This is a genomic window from Chitinophaga polysaccharea, assembly GCF_902150045.1.
Taxonomy (GTDB): Bacteria; Bacteroidota; Bacteroidia; order Chitinophagales; family Chitinophagaceae; genus Chitinophaga; species Chitinophaga polysaccharea_A.
This window is the reverse complement of the sequence record NZ_CABFVU010000001.1, coordinates 2811157-2830364: the sequence shown is the minus strand read 5'-3', so window position 1 is coordinate 2830364 and position 19208 is coordinate 2811157. Positions and strand designations below refer to the sequence as shown.

17 protein-coding genes are annotated in these 19208 nt (G+C 47.6%); 13 read left to right on the top strand and 4 right to left on the bottom strand.

All coding sequences use genetic code 11. The features are described 5' to 3' along the window. Nucleotides 1-173 precede the first annotated feature (173 nt). The 12 genes from FN124_RS11630 (at nt 174) to tatA (ending at nt 11255) form a co-directional block, all read left to right on the top strand. Entirely contained in the window at nt 174-848 is a 675-nt protein-coding gene (locus tag FN124_RS11630; protein WP_260607398.1) for a FadR/GntR family transcriptional regulator, read from the top strand. 47 nt (nt 849-895) lie between these two features. After that, nucleotides 896-2116: an MFS transporter gene (locus FN124_RS11625; protein WP_142684883.1), complete on the top strand. Its 1221-nt coding sequence runs from the start codon at nt 896-898 to the stop codon at nt 2114-2116. A gap of 66 nt (nt 2117-2182) precedes the next feature. Continuing rightward, nucleotides 2183-3055: an EamA family transporter gene (locus tag FN124_RS11620; protein ID WP_142684882.1), complete on the top strand. Its 873-nt coding sequence runs from the start codon at nt 2183-2185 to the stop codon at nt 3053-3055. 66 nt (nt 3056-3121) lie between these two features. Beyond that, on the top strand, nt 3122-3772 hold the full coding sequence (locus FN124_RS11615; protein WP_142684881.1) for a tetratricopeptide repeat protein: 651 nt from the start codon (nt 3122-3124) through the stop codon (nt 3770-3772). 109 nt (nt 3773-3881) lie between these two features. Beyond that, nucleotides 3882-5828: a TonB-dependent receptor plug domain-containing protein gene (locus tag FN124_RS11610; protein ID WP_142684880.1), complete on the top strand. Its 1947-nt coding sequence runs from the start codon at nt 3882-3884 to the stop codon at nt 5826-5828. Nucleotides 5829-5845: 17 nt separating this feature from the next. Continuing rightward, a complete protein-coding gene (locus FN124_RS11605) occupies nt 5846-6439 on the top strand; it encodes a DUF6580 family putative transport protein (RefSeq protein ID WP_142684879.1) in 594 nt (197 codons plus the stop codon). Between the two features lie 195 nt (nt 6440-6634). Beyond that, on the top strand, nt 6635-7963 hold the full coding sequence (locus tag FN124_RS11600; RefSeq protein WP_142684878.1) for a DUF5074 domain-containing protein: 1329 nt from the start codon (nt 6635-6637) through the stop codon (nt 7961-7963). A gap of 59 nt (nt 7964-8022) precedes the next feature. After that, nucleotides 8023-8535, top strand: coding sequence for a bifunctional adenosylcobinamide kinase/adenosylcobinamide-phosphate guanylyltransferase (locus FN124_RS11595; protein ID WP_142684877.1), 513 nt, complete (start codon nt 8023-8025; stop codon nt 8533-8535). A gap of 10 nt (nt 8536-8545) precedes the next feature. After that, complete coding sequence (gene cobT / locus FN124_RS11590) at nt 8546-9592, top strand: nicotinate-nucleotide--dimethylbenzimidazole phosphoribosyltransferase (protein ID WP_260607397.1); 1047 nt, start codon at nt 8546-8548, stop codon at nt 9590-9592. Beyond that, the gene (locus FN124_RS11585; protein WP_142684876.1) at nt 9589-10365 is read left to right on the top strand and encodes an adenosylcobinamide-GDP ribazoletransferase; all 777 of its coding nucleotides are present in this window, start codon (nt 9589-9591) and stop codon (nt 10363-10365) included. Before cobT ends, FN124_RS11585 begins: the two co-directional genes overlap by 4 nt. Continuing rightward, nucleotides 10350-10904 (top strand): alpha-ribazole phosphatase, encoded by a 555-nt coding sequence (gene cobC, locus FN124_RS11580; RefSeq protein ID WP_185937168.1) that lies wholly within the window; start codon nt 10350-10352, stop codon nt 10902-10904. The genes FN124_RS11585 and cobC overlap by 16 nt, the downstream gene beginning before the upstream one ends. Before the next feature lie 129 nt (nt 10905-11033). After that, on the top strand, nt 11034-11255 hold the full coding sequence (gene tatA, locus FN124_RS11575; protein ID WP_142684874.1) for a twin-arginine translocase TatA/TatE family subunit: 222 nt from the start codon (nt 11034-11036) through the stop codon (nt 11253-11255). A gap of 84 nt (nt 11256-11339) precedes the next feature. Here tatA and FN124_RS11570 read toward each other — a convergent pair whose 3' ends face one another. The 4 genes from FN124_RS11570 to FN124_RS11555 all read right to left on the bottom strand — a co-directional run bounded on the left by FN124_RS11570 (nt 11340) and on the right by FN124_RS11555 (nt 18539). Beyond that, nucleotides 11340-12662, bottom strand: a complete 1323-nt coding sequence (locus FN124_RS11570; protein WP_142684873.1) for a DUF5690 family protein — start codon at nt 12660-12662, stop codon at nt 11340-11342. A 366-nt stretch (nt 12663-13028) separates the two neighbouring features. Continuing rightward, nucleotides 13029-14615: a SusD/RagB family nutrient-binding outer membrane lipoprotein gene (locus FN124_RS11565; protein ID WP_142684872.1), complete on the bottom strand. Its 1587-nt coding sequence runs from the start codon at nt 14613-14615 to the stop codon at nt 13029-13031. Nucleotides 14616-14641: 26 nt separating this feature from the next. Continuing rightward, nucleotides 14642-17854 (bottom strand): SusC/RagA family TonB-linked outer membrane protein, encoded by a 3213-nt coding sequence (locus FN124_RS11560; RefSeq protein ID WP_185937167.1) that lies wholly within the window; start codon nt 17852-17854, stop codon nt 14642-14644. A 100-nt stretch (nt 17855-17954) separates the two neighbouring features. Further along, nucleotides 17955-18539 carry a helix-turn-helix domain-containing protein gene (locus FN124_RS11555; RefSeq protein WP_142684871.1) on the bottom strand — a complete coding sequence of 195 codons (585 nt, stop codon included), beginning with the start codon at nt 18537-18539 and terminating at the stop codon, nt 17955-17957. A gap of 87 nt (nt 18540-18626) precedes the next feature. On the opposite strand from FN124_RS11555, the gene FN124_RS11550 reads away from it, so the two are divergent. Further along, nucleotides 18627-19193, top strand: a complete 567-nt coding sequence (locus FN124_RS11550; protein WP_142684870.1) for a MarC family protein — start codon at nt 18627-18629, stop codon at nt 19191-19193. Nucleotides 19194-19208 lie beyond the last annotated feature (15 nt).

Below are 19208 nucleotides of genomic sequence, written 5' to 3'. Positions count from 1 at the left end.
AGTACTACACATAGACAACTCCTAAGTATCCGAGAAGCATCTGTACGCCCATTCATTCCTTAACCTGACAATACTGAATTTTTATTGTAACCTCTCTGACCCGGCTTCTCATCTCCCGAAAAAAAAATATAAAAAAGTAAAAAGTTCCATTACCTTTGCAAACATCAGATGATATGATGAATACAAACAGTTCTCCTTTAAAACGACTCAGCCTGGCAGAAGAGGTGGCAGACCGCCTCCAGGAGCTGATCAGATCCGGTAAGTATGCGGTGGGCCAGCAATTGCCCACAGAGCCGGAATTGATGTTGCAGTTTAGCGTAGGCCGGTCCAGTATCCGGGAGGCAGTGAAAATACTGGCCCATCGCGGGCTGGTGCGGGTGCAACAGGGGTTGGGCACTTTTGTACTGTCGCAATCCGGCTCAGGAGAAGCATTATCGCAGCGGTTGCAGCGGGCCGATTTTGAAGATCTGAATGAAGTGCGTTTCCTGCTGGAAGTAAAAATTGCGGAGAAAGCTGCTATTCACCGCAGCAGTAAGGATATTGAGAAGATGAAGGGCTTTCTGAAAAAGCGATTTGAATACGCGTCCAATAACCAGCTGGAACCCTGTATCCAGGCGGACATTAATTTTCATAACGCGCTGGCGGAAGCAGGTAAAAATGAAATCATGCGCGACCTGTACAGAACTGTGGCAGAGCACCTGAAAAAATCTTTCCTGCAGCGTTTTGCCAATACAGACAGTTTTGTGCGCACACAGCATTATCATGATGCGCTGCTGCAAAGTGTTATCGATAAAGATCCTAAGAAGGCGCTGGTTTGGGCAACGAAGATCAGTGACCAGAACAAATAATTTTTTTACCCTTAAACATCAGATGATCTGATCTTAAAAGAACAGAAATGGAAACAACATTATCAGAACAGCATAAAACAGCCGCTCAACAGGCAGCTCAAAACACAGTGCTGTCTATCCTATTGGCATTAAGTTTTACCCACTTCCTGAACGACACGATGCAATCGCTCATTCCTGCCATGTACCCTGTGCTCAAAGATTCGCTTAAATTAAATTTCACACAGGTAGGGTTAATTACCCTTACATTCCAGATGTCTGCCTCACTGCTGCAGCCACTGGTGGGCCTGTATACCGATAAAAAACCGCAACCTTATTCGCTGGCTATCGGCATGACCTTCACGCTGATCGGGCTGGTATGTTTGTCGTTGTCGCACAACTTCCCTATGGTATTGGTATCCGTAGGATTGGTAGGTGTTGGTTCCGCCGTATTTCATCCCGAAGCATCGCGGCTGGCGCATATGGCTTCCGGCGGAAAACATGGTATGGCGCAATCGCTGTTCCAGGTAGGCGGTAATGCCGGCAGTTCCCTGGGACCGCTGCTGGCGGCCATGGTGATTGTTCCTTTCGGGCAGTTCCATGTGATCTGGTTTTCCGTGGCCGCTTTGCTGGCTATCGTGGTAATGCTGAACATCAGCAAATGGTATCTTTCCAATACACACCGCATTAAACCGAAAAAGGCGGCGCCGGGGCTCGACAGGCCGAAGCTGTCCAACTCCAAGATCATATTTTCGCTGGGCATCCTGCTGGTGCTGATCTTCTCCAAATATTTCTATATGGCCAGTATGACCAGCTACTATACCTTTTATCTGATGGACCGCTTCCATATTTCCACGCAGGCATCGCAGGTGTACCTGTTCATCTTCCTGTTTGCAGTAGCGGCGGGTACTTTCATTGGCGGCCCTGTGGGCGACCGCATCGGGCGTAAATATGTGATCTGGATCTCTATCCTGGGCGTAGCGCCGTTCTCCCTGCTGCTGCCGCATGCCACCCTGTTCTGGACAGCTGTGCTTAGTGTATTCATTGGCGTTATACTCTCCTCCGCATTTTCTGCCATCCTTGTTTACGCACAGGAACTGGTGCCGGGTAAAGTGGGCATGATTGCCGGCTTATTCTTCGGGCTGGCCTTCGGGATGGCCGGTGTAGGCTCTGCACTGCTGGGCCGCCTGGCAGATGCCACCAGTATTGCCTATGTATACCAGGTTTGCGCTTATCTTCCGTTAATAGGACTCCTTACCGGGTTCCTGCCCAACCTGGAGAAAAAGAAATAGCAGCGTTTAGCGGAAGCCCATCGCCTCCGCTAAATTCGCATACATTCGCACACTAAAACAATGGTTATGTGGAAAGGCATACTGCTTGTGCTGCTTGGCGCATGCAGCTTTGGAATTTTATCAACGATCGTTAAATCGGGTTATCAGCAGGGATATACATTAGGCGAATTATGCAGTGTACAGGCGGGTTTCGGGATGGTGGCGCTATGGATCATCCATGCGCTTTCCGGTAAAAGAACAGTCGGGCCAGGCAACAAGGCTGTCCGTACCTGCTTTATCCTGGGCAGTTCCACCGGCCTGGTAAGCATCACTTATTACCAGAGCGTACAATATATTCCTGCCAGTATTGCCATTATACTACTGATGCAGTTCACCTGGATGAGCATGCTGGCAGAATGGATCATCTATAAAAAGCGGCCCTCTACCTTACAATGGGTGGCCGTATTTTTCATTCTTGGCGGCACCCTGCTGGCGGGAGGCTTATTTAACCATGGCCACAGCGCCCTGAACTGGAAGGGCATTGGCTTTGGCCTGCTGGCGGCCATGTGCTATACCGTGTTCATTGTGATAAGTGGCCGCGCAGCCGCTTCATTGGGGCCGGTGCTGAAGAGCGCGTGGATTGTTACCGGTGCATTTGTGCTCATCAGTCTCATTTTCCCGCCGGTATACCTCTATAACGGCCGCTTTACCGGCACCAGCCTGTGGATATGGGGCATTCCCCTCGCCCTTTTTGGTACCGTGCTGCCACCTTTCCTTTTTTCAAAGGGAATGCCTCAAACCGGTGTGTCGCTGGGCGCTATCCTCAGCGCTGCCGAGCTGCCGGTAGCCATGCTGGCTGCCACCATTTTCCTGCACGAACCCGTATCATCCCTCCAGATACTGGGTGTAGCCATCATATTAGGAGCTATTGCCATGGCAAACGGAAAACGCCGGAAATGAAAACCCATGAGGTGTTTTTTTTATTTATCTTTGCTCCCTCATTAGTGATTTACGAACTGTTTTTTCATGAAAGCATTTAATTTTTTTATTCTATATCGCCTCCCGATCGGTATCCTGTTACTGATAGGCGGTATTGCGCTGGGCCTTACGGTTGGCTGGTGGGAAGCCACCATTGTACTGGTACTGGCAGTAGTGTGTTTGGTAACGCATGTGATGTTTGGCCCGATGAGGATAGTTCAGGAAGCCGTGGAAGCCGGCGATATTGAAAGGGCTACCGCCCTGATGAACCAGGTGAAGTTCCCTAAACTCCTGTACAAACCTATCCGCTCTGTATACTACTTTATGCAAAGCAACATGGCCATGTACTCCAACGATCTCGATAAAGCTGAATCCACTATACGCCAGAGCATTAACTCCGGCAGCCCTATGAAGGAATACGAGGGTATGCAGTATTTTCAGCTGGGTACGATCGCCTACCAGAAAAACGACCTGAAAACGGCTGATCAGAACCTGAAAATAGCGATGCGCAAAGGCTTACCGGACAAGGAAAACTCGGCTGCGGCCCTGTTAACCCTGGCGTCTATTGCCATGAGCCGCCGCGATTTCAAATCGGCCAAAGAATACTTCCGCAGGGCAAAAGCTCAGAAGCCCACCACTGCGCAGATTGTAAGCCAGATCAAAGAAATGGATAAATATATTTCCCGGATGCCGGGATAAGCAACCTGCTTCCGGCAGTTTGCCTCAGAAAATGCAGTGGCGATAAAGTAACCTAAACCTTTGTCCCCGCTGCATTTTTTATTTTATAAATCGCTAACCAACATCGCGGATGCAATTAAAACTTTACACGTCCCTTTTTCTGTCTGCTGCACTGTATACTGCTGCTGCCGCACAGGATACCAGCCGTATCAGCCAGCTGAATGAAATCACCGTTACTGCCGCCAAAGGCCCTCAGAAGGCCGGGGAAACCGGCAAGGTAGTCACTATCCTTTCACATGAATACCTGCAGCGTAACAGCGGCAGGAGCATTGCCGGTATCCTGAACCAGCAAACCGGCCTGATCATCAACGGCGCTGAAAACAACCCCGGCACTGTATCCAATGTGTACATGCGCGGGGCCTCCAACGGCAATACCCTTATCCTGGTAGATGGCCTCCCTGTAAGCGATGCTTCCCAGATCAATAACACTTTCGATCTTAACTTCATTACCCCCGACCAGGTAGAACGGATTGAAATACTCCGTGGCAGCCAGTCGACCCTCTATGGCTCCAACGCCGTAGCAGGAGTGATCAACATCATTACCCGTAAAACGGGTGATAAAAAATTTGGCGCAGGCGCCACCGCCAGCTATGGCAGCTACCACGATTTCCAGGGTAACGTAAATGTGCATGGTAATATTAACCGGTTCTCCTACCTGGTAAGCTATAAACATGAAAACACCAGGGGTTTCTCCGATGCCTACGACTCCACCCGCAAAGCAGGGTTTGATAAAGACGGTTTCCGGCAGCATAATGTTTTTGCCAAACTGGGGCTTACTGCCGGGAAACGCTGGAATTTCGGCTACCTTTTCAATTTCAGCGATTACCACCACGACCTGGATGAGGGTGGCTACAAAGATGAAACGGATTATACCGGTAAGTCGAAATACCTGCTCAATGGCTTCAACAGCGAATACCGGTTTAAAAACGGGTCCTGGCACGTGTTGTACAGCTACCAGCACACCAACCGGGAAATACTGAACGACTCCGGTTATGTGGGCGTAGGCGCTTATGCACGGTACGACAGCTCCCTGTTCACCTCAAACATCCACCAGCTGGAAAGTTATGTGAACCTGGATCTGAGCAGCCGCATCAGGCTGATCGGAGGCGCCGCCTATTCCCGCTCGGCCACTGATCAGAAAGATTTCCTGGAAAGCACCTATACCCCGGGAATAGTGACCACCATGTTATCGCCCGACACCTCGCATACCAGCCAGATCAGCCTGTATGCCTCATTCCTGCTGCGTAACATGAATGGGTTTAACCTGGAAGTGGGCGGCCGGTTCAATCACCATAGCCTGTATGGTAATAACCAAACCTTCTCCTTTAACCCTTCTTACCTGATCAATCCAAATCATAAGGTATTTATCAATATTTCTTCCGCCTATACGGTTCCAACCCTGTACCAGCTCTATGCAAATGGCTATGGCAACCGGGACCTGAAGCCGGAAACCACTACCAGCTATGAGGCCGGCTACCAGGCCAATGTGGCCAAAGGCAAGGTAGATTTCCGGGTAACCGGTTTTGCCCGCAATACCCGCGACCTGGTGATCTTCTATTTTGATCCTGTCACCTTTTTCAGCCAGTACCGCAATGCCAACAAACAAAAGGCTTATGGCGCTGAAGCGGAAGTTACCTGGAGCATTACAAAAAAGCTCCAGGTAACAGCCAATTACACGTATGTGGATGGCCGGGTTACTGTGAACCAGAATGGTAAGGACTCTTCCTACTACAACCTGTACAGGGTGCCTAAGAACGCCGTGAATGCCACCTTAGGTTACCAGGCCACCCGGGCGCTGTACGTATCGGCTACCGCTAAATACATAGATAAGCGTTTTGAGGGAGCTAACCCCATGGGGGATTATTATACCGTGGATTTATATGGTGAATATAAATTTGGTAACTTGCTTAAAATTTTCGCCGGTTTCAGAAATATTACGGATTATCAGTATTTTGATATTTCCGGATATAATTCACGCCGGTTTAATTTTAATACCGGTATCGTAGTTAATTTGTAAACATTAAAATCAACATAATGTCTTTAAAGAATCTTAATCCACGATTTGGTGTATTGCTGCTTTTTATCCTGGCAGCAGGTGTAATACGTGTTGTGTTGGGATCTGATGCTACTATGCAACCAATCGCCATGTTTACCCCGGTAGGCGCTATGGCTTTATTTGGCGGCGCTTCTTTTTCACAGAAATGGAAATCATACGCTTTTCCTTTATTAACGCTCTTTGTTAGCGACGTTATCCTGATGCAGGTTTTCCATAAACAATTTGCAGAAGGCTTACTGTACAGGGGCTGGGTATGGAATTACGCCAGCTTTGTACTGATCGTATTACTGGGACAGCTTTTAATCAAAAAAGCGAGTGTGGCCAACGTCCTGATGGGCTCTGCAGGCGCAGCGCTCCTGCACTTCCTGGTGTCTAACTTCGGCGTATGGATCAGCGGTTCCACCAACATGCTCACCGGTTTACCGTATACCAAAGATGCAGCAGGATTAGCCAGCTGCTATATCCAGGCGATTCCGTATATGTGGTATGTGCTGGTAGGTAATATTGTTTACTGCAGCATTTTCTTTGGCAGCTTTGAACTGGTTAAACGCAGACTGCGTTTTGCACAATAGTATTTTTACATTTGTTTTTTAGAGATTTGGGGCTCAGGCAGATGAACACATTTGTCTGACTCTAAATCTCTAAATTATTATAGGGGATTTCATATTTTTCCTTCTTCTGCATAGCATTTCTGTATTAGCACCCTGGCTACAGTTTAACTGTAATACCCATACGAAAACAAGACATACGAAAATAAATCACAACACATGCGCAGCATTTCACGCAAATTTCAGGTTTCCTTTATTGCAGCAGTATTCGCTATTGCAGGTTTAGCCTCCTGTTCTAAGGATAACCAGGCAGAAGTAATTATACCACAGATAGTAAGCCCGGGATTAAAAAACGGTAATGATACCATCTTTATTGGCGACAGCCGGGTACTGAGCCCCCAGCTGGCAGAAGTGAAAGATCCTACTTTCCTCTGGCTGGTAAACGGCGTGCAGGTAAGCACCGATTCCACCTATACTTTTACTGCAACAGCAAAAGGTGATTATACCATCTCCTATAAAATAATTTCCGGCAATGCCCTGGCTACTTTCTTTTACCGTATTAAAGTACTGGGCAAATTTGAGAACGGCTTCTTCCTGGTGAATGAAGGCTGGTTTGGCCATGGCCCCGGCGATGTGAATTTTTACCGCAACGGGGAAGATTCTGTTTACCAGGATGTATTTCAGCGGACCAATCCCGGTAAAACATTGGGCACTACCACTGATTACGGCGCTATTTACAACAATAAAATGTACCTGGTATCCAAACAGGGCGCCTTTGTGGTAGCCGATCCGGGTACCATGAAAGAAACCGGTCGTATTGACCAGCTGCCTGCTGCAGGTAATTCCTTTTGCGGCATAAACAACAGCACCGGCTTAATAGGTACCGCCGATGGCGTGTATCCCGTTAACCTGCAGACGCTGGCTGTAGGCAGTAAACTCGCCGGCGTAACCGGCCAGGTGGGTGGCATCATAAAAGCTGACCCTTATGTGCTGGTAATGTCACAGTCGCAGGGTATTGTGGCATTAAACAACACCGATCTGAGCGTGGCCAGGGTATTAGGCCTTGCAGATGTAGGCTTTACCCGTACACCGGACGGCACCGTGTGGGCAGCCCGTGATAACATGCTGTTTGCCATTAATGCCAATAACCTGGAAATAGATACCGTAACCGTTCCCTTCCCGGTATATGGCTCCTGGGGTGCATGGAATGCGGGTATGCTGAGCGCATCTACCACTGAAAACGCGGTATTTATCGGCAAAACAAATCCATGGGGCGCCGGCGGTACAGAAGTATACAAATATGCAGTTGGCAATTCCAATTCGCTGAATACACCATTTATAACCATCCCGGCCGGACGTGAAATGTATGGCGCAGGTGTGAGATATAACCCTGGCAACAATACTATCGTGGTAACAGATGTGAAATCTGGTTACGGCGATAACTATAAAAACAATACGCTGTACATCTATGATGCCAGCAACGGCGGGCTGAAGAAAAGCGTGAACTTCACGGGCTTCTTCTTCCCGGCCATGCCATTGTTTAACTAATCATTCCTGTGGCCGGCTTTGATCAAAGCCGGCCACAGGAACAGGCTAAAAGCTTTTCTATGCTTCATTTAATTACAGGCGGCGCCCGTTCGGGTAAAAGCAGGTACGCACAGGAGCTGGCCTTATCACAAAGCGCTCATCCCATATATGTGGCCACTGCCAAAGTGTGGGATGATGATTTTGCACAACGCATACAACGGCATAAGGAGGAAAGAGGCCCCGCATGGGTGAACTATGAAGAAGAGCTGTATGTAAGCCGTCTTCCGCTGGACGGGCACACCGTAGTGATCGACTGCATCACCCTCTGGCTTACCAACTTTTTTACTGCACACGATTATCATACCGGCAATACGCTGCAGGCCATCCAGGCGGAAATACACGCCATTCACCAGAAAGCAGGCACTTTTATTATTGTAACCAACGAGATCGGGATGGGCGTTCATGCCGAAACAGAAGCTGCCCGAAAGTTTACGGACTTACAGGGCTGGGTGAATCAATATACAGCACGTATATCCGGCACCGTTACACTAATGGTGTCTGGCATCCCGGTTGTAATTAAAAAAGAAGTGTAAAAAATCTCTCATGATGAATGATATCCGCATACCACCAGTGTCTGCCAAACTAAAAGCCGCACTACAGGATAAGATAGATCAAAAGACCAAGCCCCCCGGTTCGCTGGGAAAACTGGAAGGTATTGCCCTGCAGGCCGGCCTGGTACAAAATACACTGAGCCCGTCTGTAAGGAATCCCGCTATCATCGTATTTGCCGGAGATCACGGCATTGCAGCCGACGGACAGGTAAATCCTTTTCCCCAGGCCGTTACCGCTCAAATGGTATACAACTTCCTGAACGGCGGCGCCGCCATCAATGTGTTTTGCAGACAGCATCAGCTGGATCTCACCGTGGTGGATGCCGGGGTAAACCATGTGTTTGCACCGCATCCGCAGCTGAAAGACCGCAAGATGGGTATGGGCACGCAAAACTTCCTGCATATGCCGGCCATGCAGCTGGATCAGTGCAAACTGGCCATGCAGGCGGGTGCCGAAGAAGTGAAACTGCTTTCCGGGAAAGGCTGTAATGTAGTAGGCTTCGGGGAAATGGGCATAGGCAATACCTCCGCGGCATCGTTGCTGATGAGTCATTTTACCGGCATACCTGTAGCTGAATGCACCGGTGCAGGCACCGGCAGCAATACACAGCAGCTAACACAAAAGAAGGCCATACTCCAGCAGGTAATGGCCAAACATGCAACTCCCGCTTCGCCGGAGCAGGCCCTCGCCACATTTGGCGGCTTTGAAATTGCCATGATCTGTGGCGCCATTCAACAGGCCGCAGCCCTTAATATGCTGGTGGTGATAGACGGCTTTATTGTAACCGCCGCCTTACTGGCAGCCGTACAAATGCAACCCAACGTAAAAGACTATTGCATTTTTGCTCATTGCTCTGAAGAAAACGGACATAAGGCGATGCTGCAACATCTTGAAGTATCACCTTTATTACAAATGGATATGCGTTTGGGAGAAGGTACAGGCGCCGCACTGGCCATCCCCCTGATCCGGAGTGCTGTAGCCTTTTTGGAAGAAATGGCCAGTTTTAACAGTGCACAGGTATCAAACCGTACGATATGAAAAAACAGTGGCAGCTACTGCTAACCGCTATCATGTTCTATACGCGTATACACGTTCCCGTTAGTACCCCATGGTCCCCGGAAATGCTCAGTCAGGCTACCCGCTACTTTCCCCTGATAGGATGGATAACAGGTATTATTATGGCGGGCGTGTTGTATATACTTGGCAACATTGCCCCTCCCATGGTGAGCATATTACTGGCGATCATTGTAGGCGTTTGGATCACCGGCGCTTTTCATGAAGACGGGTTTGCAGATATGTGCGATGGTTTTGGCGGCGGATGGAGCAAAGAAAAGATCCTGGAGATCATGAAAGACAGCCGCATAGGCACTTACGGGATGCTGGGACTGCTGCTGATCATGACCCTTAAATACCTGTCGCTCCAGGAACTATCGCTGTACAAAGTGATGCTGGCCATTATAAGTGCCCAACCACTGAGCCGCTTTGTAGCCGTAACAGTGATCTATACCCATAAATATGTGCGTGAGAACGACGACAGCAAGGCCAAGCCCATTGCCCGGGGCATTTCCCTGCCCGACCTGTGGATAGCCGCTCTCTGGGGCTTTATTCCTTTTATTGCAGCCATGATTTACCTGCAGAATTACACCCTGTTGCTTACCATTCCGGCCCTGGTTCTTGCCCGCTGGTATATGGTGCGGCTTATGCAGAAGTGGATAGGCGGCTATACCGGCGATTGCCTGGGGGCCGTGCAGCAGGTATCGGAAACTGTTATTTATTTATGCTTTTGTATTCTTACATGGAAATATATCTGATCCGGCATACCACACCGGCTATAGAAAGTGGTATTTGTTATGGCGCATCCGATGTAGATGTAGCTGACAGTTTTGATACCGAGGCAGCCCGTATAAAGCCCCTGATCCCGGCGGGGCCACTGGAAGTATACAGCAGCCCGCTGCAACGCTGTGAAAAGCTTGCAGCTGCGTTATTCAGTAACTATATCAAAGACGACCGGTTAAAAGAAATGAACTTTGGTAACTGGGAGATGCTGCCCTGGGAAAGCATCAGCAAAAATGCCCTGAGCAAATGGGCAGACAATGTAGTGTTTGAGCATATTCCCGGCGGGGAAAGCTATGAGGAACTGTATAACCGTAGTATAGCCGTACTGGAAGAGATCACTGCTACGGAAAAGGATACGGTGCTGGTTACGCATGGCGGGGTGATCCGCTGTATAGTGGCGCATGTGACCGATACTCCGCTCGTGGATGCGTTCGACATTTCTGTGGATTATGGCCATATTTCGCATCTGAGAGTAGAGAACGGAGAGATAAAAGTGATAAATTATAATCTGTAAATAATTGTCTTTAAACAAATTATACTAAAATTTTTAAATATCTCCCTAAAAAACAAAAAAACTGGTATTTCGTGCTAACTTTATGTTTGCATATACCGTATATAAAAGCACACAATAAAATCTGTTATAATGACAACATCTTTTCTGAATATCCCGCTTTTGTTTTTGCAGGAAATAGGTATCAAAGAATTACTGCTGATAGCATTGGTAGTATTGTTATTGTTTGGTGGTAAGAAGATACCTGAGCTGATGCGTGGTTTGGGTAGCGGCATTCGTGAGTTTAAAGATGCCAAAGATGAACCAGGCAAAAAAGGAACTAAAGCTGACGCGTCTGACGCCAAAGCGAACTAAATTCCTGTTATAAAAACAAAAGGCAAATTGCGCATTCAGCATGCACGATTTGCCTTTTTTTATGGGTTTAACAACCTGTTCTTATCAGGCTGCAATCTGTACTTCATCCAGGGTTGAAGCGCTTTTATTGTTCACTGATTCAACTCTTTTTTTAAAATACCAGGCAGATGCCAGCATCATCACGATACCTGTTACAGATACGCCCAATACTGCATCCGTAAAAAACTGGCTCCACGATAAAGCCATCCCGCCAAAGTTCCTGAACAACATCACCAGCACACTTCCCAGGTAGCCAAATGAATCGGCTACATAAATGATAAACCCTACGTTGCTCACGTATTTAAATACCGCAATAAGTCTTTCAAAGAAAATACAGTTAAAGGGAATGTAACCCATATATAACCCCAGCCCTGTTAAGGTCATCCACCATACAGGGTCCAGCCGGTGCTGCCGGAATAACAGGGTGCTGATCAATGCCAGCAGGAACCCGGTGATCACAATAAAGTGATTCAGCATAAACGCGTGAAAATTATTCTTCACAAACACCAGCAATCCCATGATCACAATGATGGCCAGCGAAACAGGAATTTCCGTTTGTGTAAAAATGCCTGCCTGTGTGCCATAACCCAGGTCTTTCCAGATATCTGCCGCAAAATTATCACGCATATCCCTCAATACGGTAAGTAATACATAACTGGCAATGAGTAATACCAGTCCCGGTAAAAAGGTATGAAGAAATGTTTTCCTTTCCTGTTTGTTCATAGGCGCGCGGCGGGTTCTCAATTGCTCATCCTCAGGCGAAGGAGGCGGGATCTGCTCCAGCAACAGTATACAGATCATGATGGGCACAATAAATACCAGGCCGGTGATAAAAGGCATCCAGTATTCCGTTACATGCCAGCTCACCACCGTCATTTTACCTACCGATTTTACAAACCCAGAAGAAAAGATAAAGCTCACTGATAATACGGCTCCCATAAACTCCGTGCTGCGCCGGCCTTCCAGGTAACTGAACACCAGGCCCCAGATCATGCCCAGCGGAAACCCGTTAAGAAAAAGAAACGCAATATTATACGGCGCCGGCACCATGGCGAAACCCAGTAAGGCCAGCCATGATATACCTATCAGCATCATGATGCTCTGCGCCCGTTTATTCCCTTTCATTTCTGCAATAAAACGGATACCGTAAAACTTGCTGCAGGCATAACCAATTGTTTGTGTAATTACCAGCCAGATCTTATAATCAATGCCCAGGAAAGTTATGCCCTCGAAAATGCCCGCTGTAAACGGCTTCCTGAAGGCATACATGCAGGAATATGTACCAAAGGCCACCAGGGCTGCATACAGTGAAAAAGTAACATGATGCGCATGCTGCAACCGCTTCCGTATCCAGGTAATATTCAACATCTTTTTGACAAATGGTTTGGGACAAAGGTGGGGGTTCAATGTAAACTCATTGTTAATAAATACTGAACTCAATGTTAAGTATAGTTAAACACTCTTTCGTGGCCTTCGGCCACTGAAATTGTCTTGGTTCCAGGATTAGGATGATTATGCTGATTACGCGGATTTTGTCTTGGAACACTGATTACGATGATTTTGATGATTACGCGGATTTTTTGTTGTTTGGATTTTGATATGTATTTGTAAGATGAAGAGTTATTATTAACAAAAAAGAGAAGAAGAAAGAAAACAATTCCTTCTTCTTCTCTTAAAAAATATCACTGAAATCAGTATAATCAGCGTAATCAGTGTTCCAAGACAAAATCCGCACTATTTCAGCAGCCACATATCCGCATTGATATCATCGGTAGTGCCGCCGAACTGGCTTTTCAAGGCAGCGGTCCAGTTGATGGTATTGGAAGAGCGGTCGGAATCAGGGTACTTGAAGCGTTTCGGAATAATGCCGCTGTTGCCTGTGCCGGAGCCTACGCTGAAAGCAGGTATACCGGTTCTTCTCCAGTTGATGTATGCTTCCCAGCCGGAGTTTTCGAAGAATGCCAGGTACTTTTGTGTGAGGATCTGTGCAAGCCCCTGCGCATTATTGCCCTGGTATTTTACACTGGTCTGTTTGTAATAGCCGTTCTCAAAATCGAACGGTACTTCATAACGCTGACCATTATACGTTTTAATAATAGATCCTGCCGTTTCAGCCGGGATACCATAAAAGCTCAGGGATGCCCTGATGCCTTTTTTATACCAGGTTTCTGCATCGGCCTCAATCCAGCCGCGATTTGCCGCCTCAGCCATGTTGAAGCATAGTTCGGGGAAGCCAAGCAACACACCCGGTTCGGCCGCATAGCTGCTGTAGTAACGGCTGCGGCTGCGCACAGAATACACGGCAGTGTCCACATTCGACATTTTCGACGACATATCATCCAGGCTTTCACCGGAAGCTGCCCCCACATAAGCGGTGATATCAGCAGGCGATTTATGCAGCTTATTCACCTGTAGTGTGGCCGGCTCCGCGGTAATATAAGCACGCGGGTCCCTGAGCGATACCAGTGTATTCAGGTAAGTGGCCGACATATTGTACCTGGTAGCGTCAAAGCCCAGGTTATCCGGGTTAGACGGATACTTGTTGATGTTATTGTAGATGAACTGCAGGTTCTGATCTGCAGATTCAATCAGCGGGTATTTGGCAGGATTACTAACAATATCCTTGAACTGCTGCGCCACTTTCAGATCAGCATCAGCTGTTTTTTTACTTAAGGTAATAAGTACCCGTAAACGGAAAGTGTTCACGGCGCGCTGCCATTTACCAAGATCATTTCCGTAATAAAAATCCCCTTTCAGAAGCTGTCCTTCTGCGGTATTGCTCTTATCGGGATTGGCGATCTGCTGGCCCAGCTGGGTATTGGCTTCTTCCAGCCATTGCAGGATCTGTAAAAATACCTGTTTTTGTTCATCATACGCCGGTGTCAGATCTTCTTTACCCTGCAATGCCTTCTTCATTGGCAGATCACCCACCAGGTTGGTCATGCGGTAAAAGAACCAGGCCCGGAAAAACTTACCTAATGCACCGTACGGGTTCACTGTCTGCCCGCCTAAACGGGAGGCTTCCGCTTCCATTTGCTGTACATTCGTGAGACTGTAGTAACTGTTCAGATCTGCTCCTCCCCAATCGTAACGCTGATCGCCGTAATAGTTATAGTTACAGCAATCGAACTGGTTCCAGCGCATTACATTGCTCCAGGGCTTATCTGAGTTCATATCTGCCAGCACGCCGCCTAACACCAGACTGGGCGGGGTTTGTGCAGGCTTATTGGTGTTAATGGCATAATCATCATACTTCTTGTTACAGCTACTGATCACAGCACCTGTTAAAGCAATGAAGGTTAATATTTTGAAAGATTTCATACAATACATTGTTTTAAAGTGACAGATCAGAAGCTGAGATTGATGTTAAAGCCGTATCTCTTCGTAGTAGGCGTTTGGAGGGTAGAAGATCCCTGGTCTGCGCCCGGGTACTGGTCCAGGTCCACGTCTTTATTTTTTGCAAAATAGAGCAGGTTCCTGCCCACAAAGGAGATATTGGCCGATCTGATGAAAGTTCCTCTCAATATGTTTTGTGGCAATGTGTAGCCTATAGTTATCTCCCGCAGTTTTGCAAATGTTTTACTGATCAGGTTTGCTTCGTTGGTTCTGTAGTACACGCTGATATAATCCTGCAGGAATGTTTTGGTGGTATTAGGTGCATACTGCAGTTTATCATAGTTGGTTACATTACCGTTATTATCGTACTGGATAGGAACGTTGTTGCTTACCACTACACCCTGGCCCAGGTAGGATTTCACGCCTTTGTAATCCTGGTAGCGGGCCTCTCCCATGGCGCCCTCCGTGGTAAGAATGTTACGTCCGCCACGAAAGGTTTGTTGCTGAATGTAATCGATCATATTACCTCCAACGCGGCCATCGAACTGGAAGCTAAGGCTGATGCCTTTATAGCTGAAGCTGTTATTAACGCCCCAAACCCAGTCGGCGCTGGCATTTCCGAGGAACTGTTGGGTTGGATTCACTACCGGGCGGCCATCTGATCCGTTAATGATCTGTCCGTCGGCCGTTCTCACGAATTTGGTACCGTAGATCTTATCTACCCGGTCGCCCACACCCACAAAGGCGTTCAGCTTGTCTTCCCCGTCGTAGATCTTCGTATATTTTTCCTGGAAGGTGGACCAGTTGGCCGTGATATTCCAGTTAAGGCCATTGGGATTTCTGATCGGGCTGCCATTCAGGGTTACTTCATAACCGGTTTTACGGGTATTTACACCGTTGATACGGTTCTTGGCATAACCGGTAGCGCTGGGAATAATTACATCGTAGATCTGCGGGCCATTCTGGCTGGTGAAGTAGGTACCGTCAATGCCTATACGGTTTTTCAGGAAACGGATGTCTATACCGGCTTCCACCGCTTTGCTGGCAAAAGGCTTCAGGTCAGGATTGGCAATAGTTTGTGAAATATAAGCCCCTGCCTGGTTCTGATATACCGGTGAAACATTGTAGAAAGAAGTATTATAGATAGGGCCATCATAAGACGACTGGTATTCAGAACCATATCCCAGCGGGTAAGTAGCCAGTGGCGTGGCACCAATGGTAGCCTGTGTGAAGCCTCCTTTTACGTTGGCATAGGAACCGCGCAGCTTCAGGAAAGATACTGCTTCCGGCAGCTGTATGTAGTCGGACAACACGGTACTCACAGCCACAGACGGGTAGGAATAAACATTGTTCCGGACAGGCAGGTTGGAAGCTTTATCGATACGGTTGGTTAAAGACACTGTTGCATATTTTCCCAGGTCGATATCCAAATATCCATAAGCGCTCAATACCAGCATAGGCGCGTAGTAGTTAGTAGCAAACAACGGGTCGCGGCTGTTGGCAAATCCATACCATCCCGGTGCATTCAGGTAGCCGGTGGAAACATAGCTGGAGTTATAACGGTAAGAGCGTGCATTACCACCTACAGAGGCATGGATACCTATTTGATGGGGAAAGGTATTGGTGTAAGACAACAATACATCCGTGTTATTTTCAAACATGCTGCGTTTATCTTCCCGGTAGTCGCCTTTACCTTCTTCACGGCCATAGGGGTGAGCCGAGAAAGGCACTTTCTCATTCCTCATCAGGTCATACGAGGTGATTTGCGTGCGGGCCAGCAGCTCCAGCTTATCATTGATCTTATAGTTCAGTTTTGCATAGCCGTTGATATCAGTTTTGTAGTGGCCGCGCAACCATTCGTAGGTCATGAACCAGGGGTTATGATAGCGTTGGTATTCTGCGTAAATAGATTGAATGCCTTCCTTACCGGGCTGCCAGTAGTTGCGCATATCGTCCATGCTCCAGTCGGCGCCCGCCCAGATAAGGGTATTATAAATAATACTGTTGGGGCCATAGGTTACATCCGGGAAATTGTTTGAATACTGGCGGTTATAGTTCATATAAGCATCCAGTCTTAACCGGGAGTTGAAGTTATAACCTGCGGAGATGTTGAAGTTGGTGATGTTCAGGGAGGTGTTGGGCACAATTCCTTTCTGGTAGGAATGTGACAGGGAGAAGCGCAGGTCTGCTTTCTCTGTATGGGAAGATACGGCGATGTTGTTGGTGCTCAGCAAACCGGTTTGCAGGAAGCGCTGCAGGTTGTTTTTACCGCGTGCGATCCAGGGTGTACCTGTGCGTTTGCCGGTAGCCGGATCTACCGGGCTATCGTACTGGGGAATGAGCTGCCCTTCAAATTTAGGGCCCCATACGTCGTAGTCGCCGTCGTTGGTTCCACCTCCTTTACCGTCTACAAAAGCATATTTACCATGATCGCCGGGACCGTATTCATCCTGTACTTTGGGGATGGCGTTGAATCCTTTTTCGAACATGGTACTGGAGTTAAAATCAATAGAAAGGCCGCGTGCATCTTTTGTTCCTTTTTTAGTGGTGATCATGATGGCGCCATTGAGGCCACGGGAGCCATACAAAGCGGAAGCAGTTACGCCTTTCAGGACGGTATAGCTTTCAATATCATCAGGGGAAATATTCCAGGTATCGGAGTTAATAGGTACTCCGTCTACCACATACAAACCAATGTTACTGCCACGGAGCAGCACGAGTGGGGCCGATAGCAGTTCGGCAGAAGCGCCTACCGTAAGACCGGCTACTTTACCTACCAAACCATTTACCGGGTTAGGTTCCCTGGCTTTGATCAGGTCTGCTCCTTTTACTTCCTGTACCGCATATCCTACTTTTTTCACTTCTTTTCGTATACCCAATGCCGTTACCACTACCTCATCGAGGGCTTTTTTATCCGGCTGTAAGAGGATAGTCACATCAGCTGCTCCTTTCAGGGGATATTCCTGTGGCAGGAAGCCAATAAAACTAACCTGGAGTACATCAGTGCCGGCTGCAGAGATAGCAAAGCTACCGGTAGCGTCGGTAACAGCGCCGCGGTTGGCTCCTTTTACCTTAACGGTGGCGCCGATCACCGGCTGGCGGTCGTCGCCCACAATAACTTTTCCCGTAATTGCTTGCTGGGCATGTACAGATAGGGTGGCGAGTAGCAGCAACAGCATGGTGCATAGCTGCCTTTTGAGCGCCCGGAGTAGATTTGATTGCATGTAAATGTAGGTTTGGATAAATTATTTACATGCAAAGTTTAAGTTCCTATGTGACCAGAATGTTAATCTATACTAAATTTAATGTTAAGTATTTGTAATCTTACTTATCATTGCCGAGGAAGAAATATACTACCAGGATCTGTGCATTCTCCTGACCTATGTTGCGGGGTTTATGTCCGAGCCGGCCGTCGAAGAAGAGGGAGTCGCCTTCTTCCAGGATATACTTTTCGTTATCGATCAGGTATTCAACGGTGCCTTTGATAATATATTTATACTCATAGGCATCCGTTTTTACTATTTGTGAGCGGTGGGCGCCTTTTTTCAGCTCGAGTAATACGATATCTACCGGGAAATTCTTCACATTTCTGGTGAGCACTCTTTTATAAACGAATCCTTTGGCAGGCTCCTTTTCAAACTCCTGGTAGGAGGCTTTTTGTTTGATAATGACCTTTGCGCTTTGGGTTTGCTGATCAATTTCGTTGAAGAACTCATTCATATCCAGCCGCAGGGCTTTAATAATATTGATCAATACCAGCAGGGAGGGTACTGTCCTGTTATTCTCTATCTGGGATATCAGCCCTTTGCTCACCTCTGCCCTGTCGGCCAGTTCCTGGATGGTAATGCCCTTAGCCTTTCTTTTTTCCTTGATCTTGTTGCTGATCTGAATAATGATATCCTCTGTCATATAAAAAGTAATTAAACAAATATAAGCAGAAAAGCAGCCGGGATGAAACGTTCCCCATTCTCCTTATATTTACACAAAATAGCATTCATGTTCAGTTTCGACCAAATCCTGGCTATTACTTTTACGTTATTTGCGGTGATTGATATTGTGGGATCTATTCCTGTACTGGTATCCCTGAAAGAGAAGCTTGGCCATATAGACGCCGGCAAAGCCACGCTGGCCTCCGGCTTCCTGATGATCCTGTTCCTGCTGGTGGGGGAGCCCTTCCTTAAGTTATTGAGCGTGGATGTTCATTCCTTTGCGGTGGCGGGTTCTATCGTAATATTTGTTATCGGGCTGGAAATGATCCTGGGACTGGAGTTTTTCAAAACGGATCCGGACGCCAAGGCTGGCAGCGTGGTACCTATTGCCTTTCCGCTGATAGCGGGTTCGGGGACCCTGACCACCATTATGTCGCTGAAAGCCAACTTCGGGCAGTACAATATCCTGGCGGGTATCTGTTTGAACCTGCTGATCGTATATATTGTGCTCCGCTCGCTGAACTACATAGAACGCTTGCTGGGCAAGGCCGGGCTGATGGTATTACGCAAATTTTTCGGGGTGATCCTGCTGGCTATTGCGGTAAAAATCTTCAAAAGTAATATCAATCTTTAATGCAATTTGGGATTG

Excerpts from the sequence above, each read along its gene's own strand:
- FN124_RS11600 (WP_142684878.1), top strand. The coding sequence starts at position 6,635 with ATGCGCAGCATTTCACGCAAATTTCAGGTTTCCTTTATTGCAGCAGTA.
- FN124_RS11570 (WP_142684873.1), bottom strand. The coding sequence starts at position 12,662 with ATGTTGAATATTACCTGGATACGGAAGCGGTTGCAGCATGCGCATCAT.
- FN124_RS11620 (WP_142684882.1), top strand. The coding sequence starts at position 2,183 with ATGTGGAAAGGCATACTGCTTGTGCTGCTTGGCGCATGCAGCTTTGGA.
- FN124_RS11625 (WP_142684883.1), top strand. The coding sequence starts at position 896 with ATGGAAACAACATTATCAGAACAGCATAAAACAGCCGCTCAACAGGCA.
- FN124_RS11630 (WP_260607398.1), top strand. The coding sequence starts at position 174 with ATGATGAATACAAACAGTTCTCCTTTAAAACGACTCAGCCTGGCAGAA.
- FN124_RS11610 (WP_142684880.1), top strand. The coding sequence starts at position 3,882 with ATGCAATTAAAACTTTACACGTCCCTTTTTCTGTCTGCTGCACTGTAT.
- FN124_RS11565 (WP_142684872.1), bottom strand. The coding sequence starts at position 14,615 with ATGAAATCTTTCAAAATATTAACCTTCATTGCTTTAACAGGTGCTGTG.
- FN124_RS11605 (WP_142684879.1), top strand. The coding sequence starts at position 5,846 with ATGTCTTTAAAGAATCTTAATCCACGATTTGGTGTATTGCTGCTTTTT.
- FN124_RS11615 (WP_142684881.1), top strand. The coding sequence starts at position 3,122 with ATGAAAGCATTTAATTTTTTTATTCTATATCGCCTCCCGATCGGTATC.
- FN124_RS11585 (WP_142684876.1), top strand. The coding sequence starts at position 9,589 with ATGAAAAAACAGTGGCAGCTACTGCTAACCGCTATCATGTTCTATACG.
- tatA (WP_142684874.1), top strand. The coding sequence starts at position 11,034 with ATGACAACATCTTTTCTGAATATCCCGCTTTTGTTTTTGCAGGAAATA.
- cobT (WP_260607397.1), top strand. The coding sequence starts at position 8,546 with ATGATGAATGATATCCGCATACCACCAGTGTCTGCCAAACTAAAAGCC.
- FN124_RS11550 (WP_142684870.1), top strand. The coding sequence starts at position 18,627 with ATGTTCAGTTTCGACCAAATCCTGGCTATTACTTTTACGTTATTTGCG.
- FN124_RS11555 (WP_142684871.1), bottom strand. The coding sequence starts at position 18,539 with ATGACAGAGGATATCATTATTCAGATCAGCAACAAGATCAAGGAAAAA.
- FN124_RS11560 (WP_185937167.1), bottom strand. The coding sequence starts at position 17,854 with ATGCAATCAAATCTACTCCGGGCGCTCAAAAGGCAGCTATGCACCATG.
- FN124_RS11595 (WP_142684877.1), top strand. The coding sequence starts at position 8,023 with ATGCTTCATTTAATTACAGGCGGCGCCCGTTCGGGTAAAAGCAGGTAC.
- cobC (WP_185937168.1), top strand. The coding sequence starts at position 10,350 with ATGGAAATATATCTGATCCGGCATACCACACCGGCTATAGAAAGTGGT.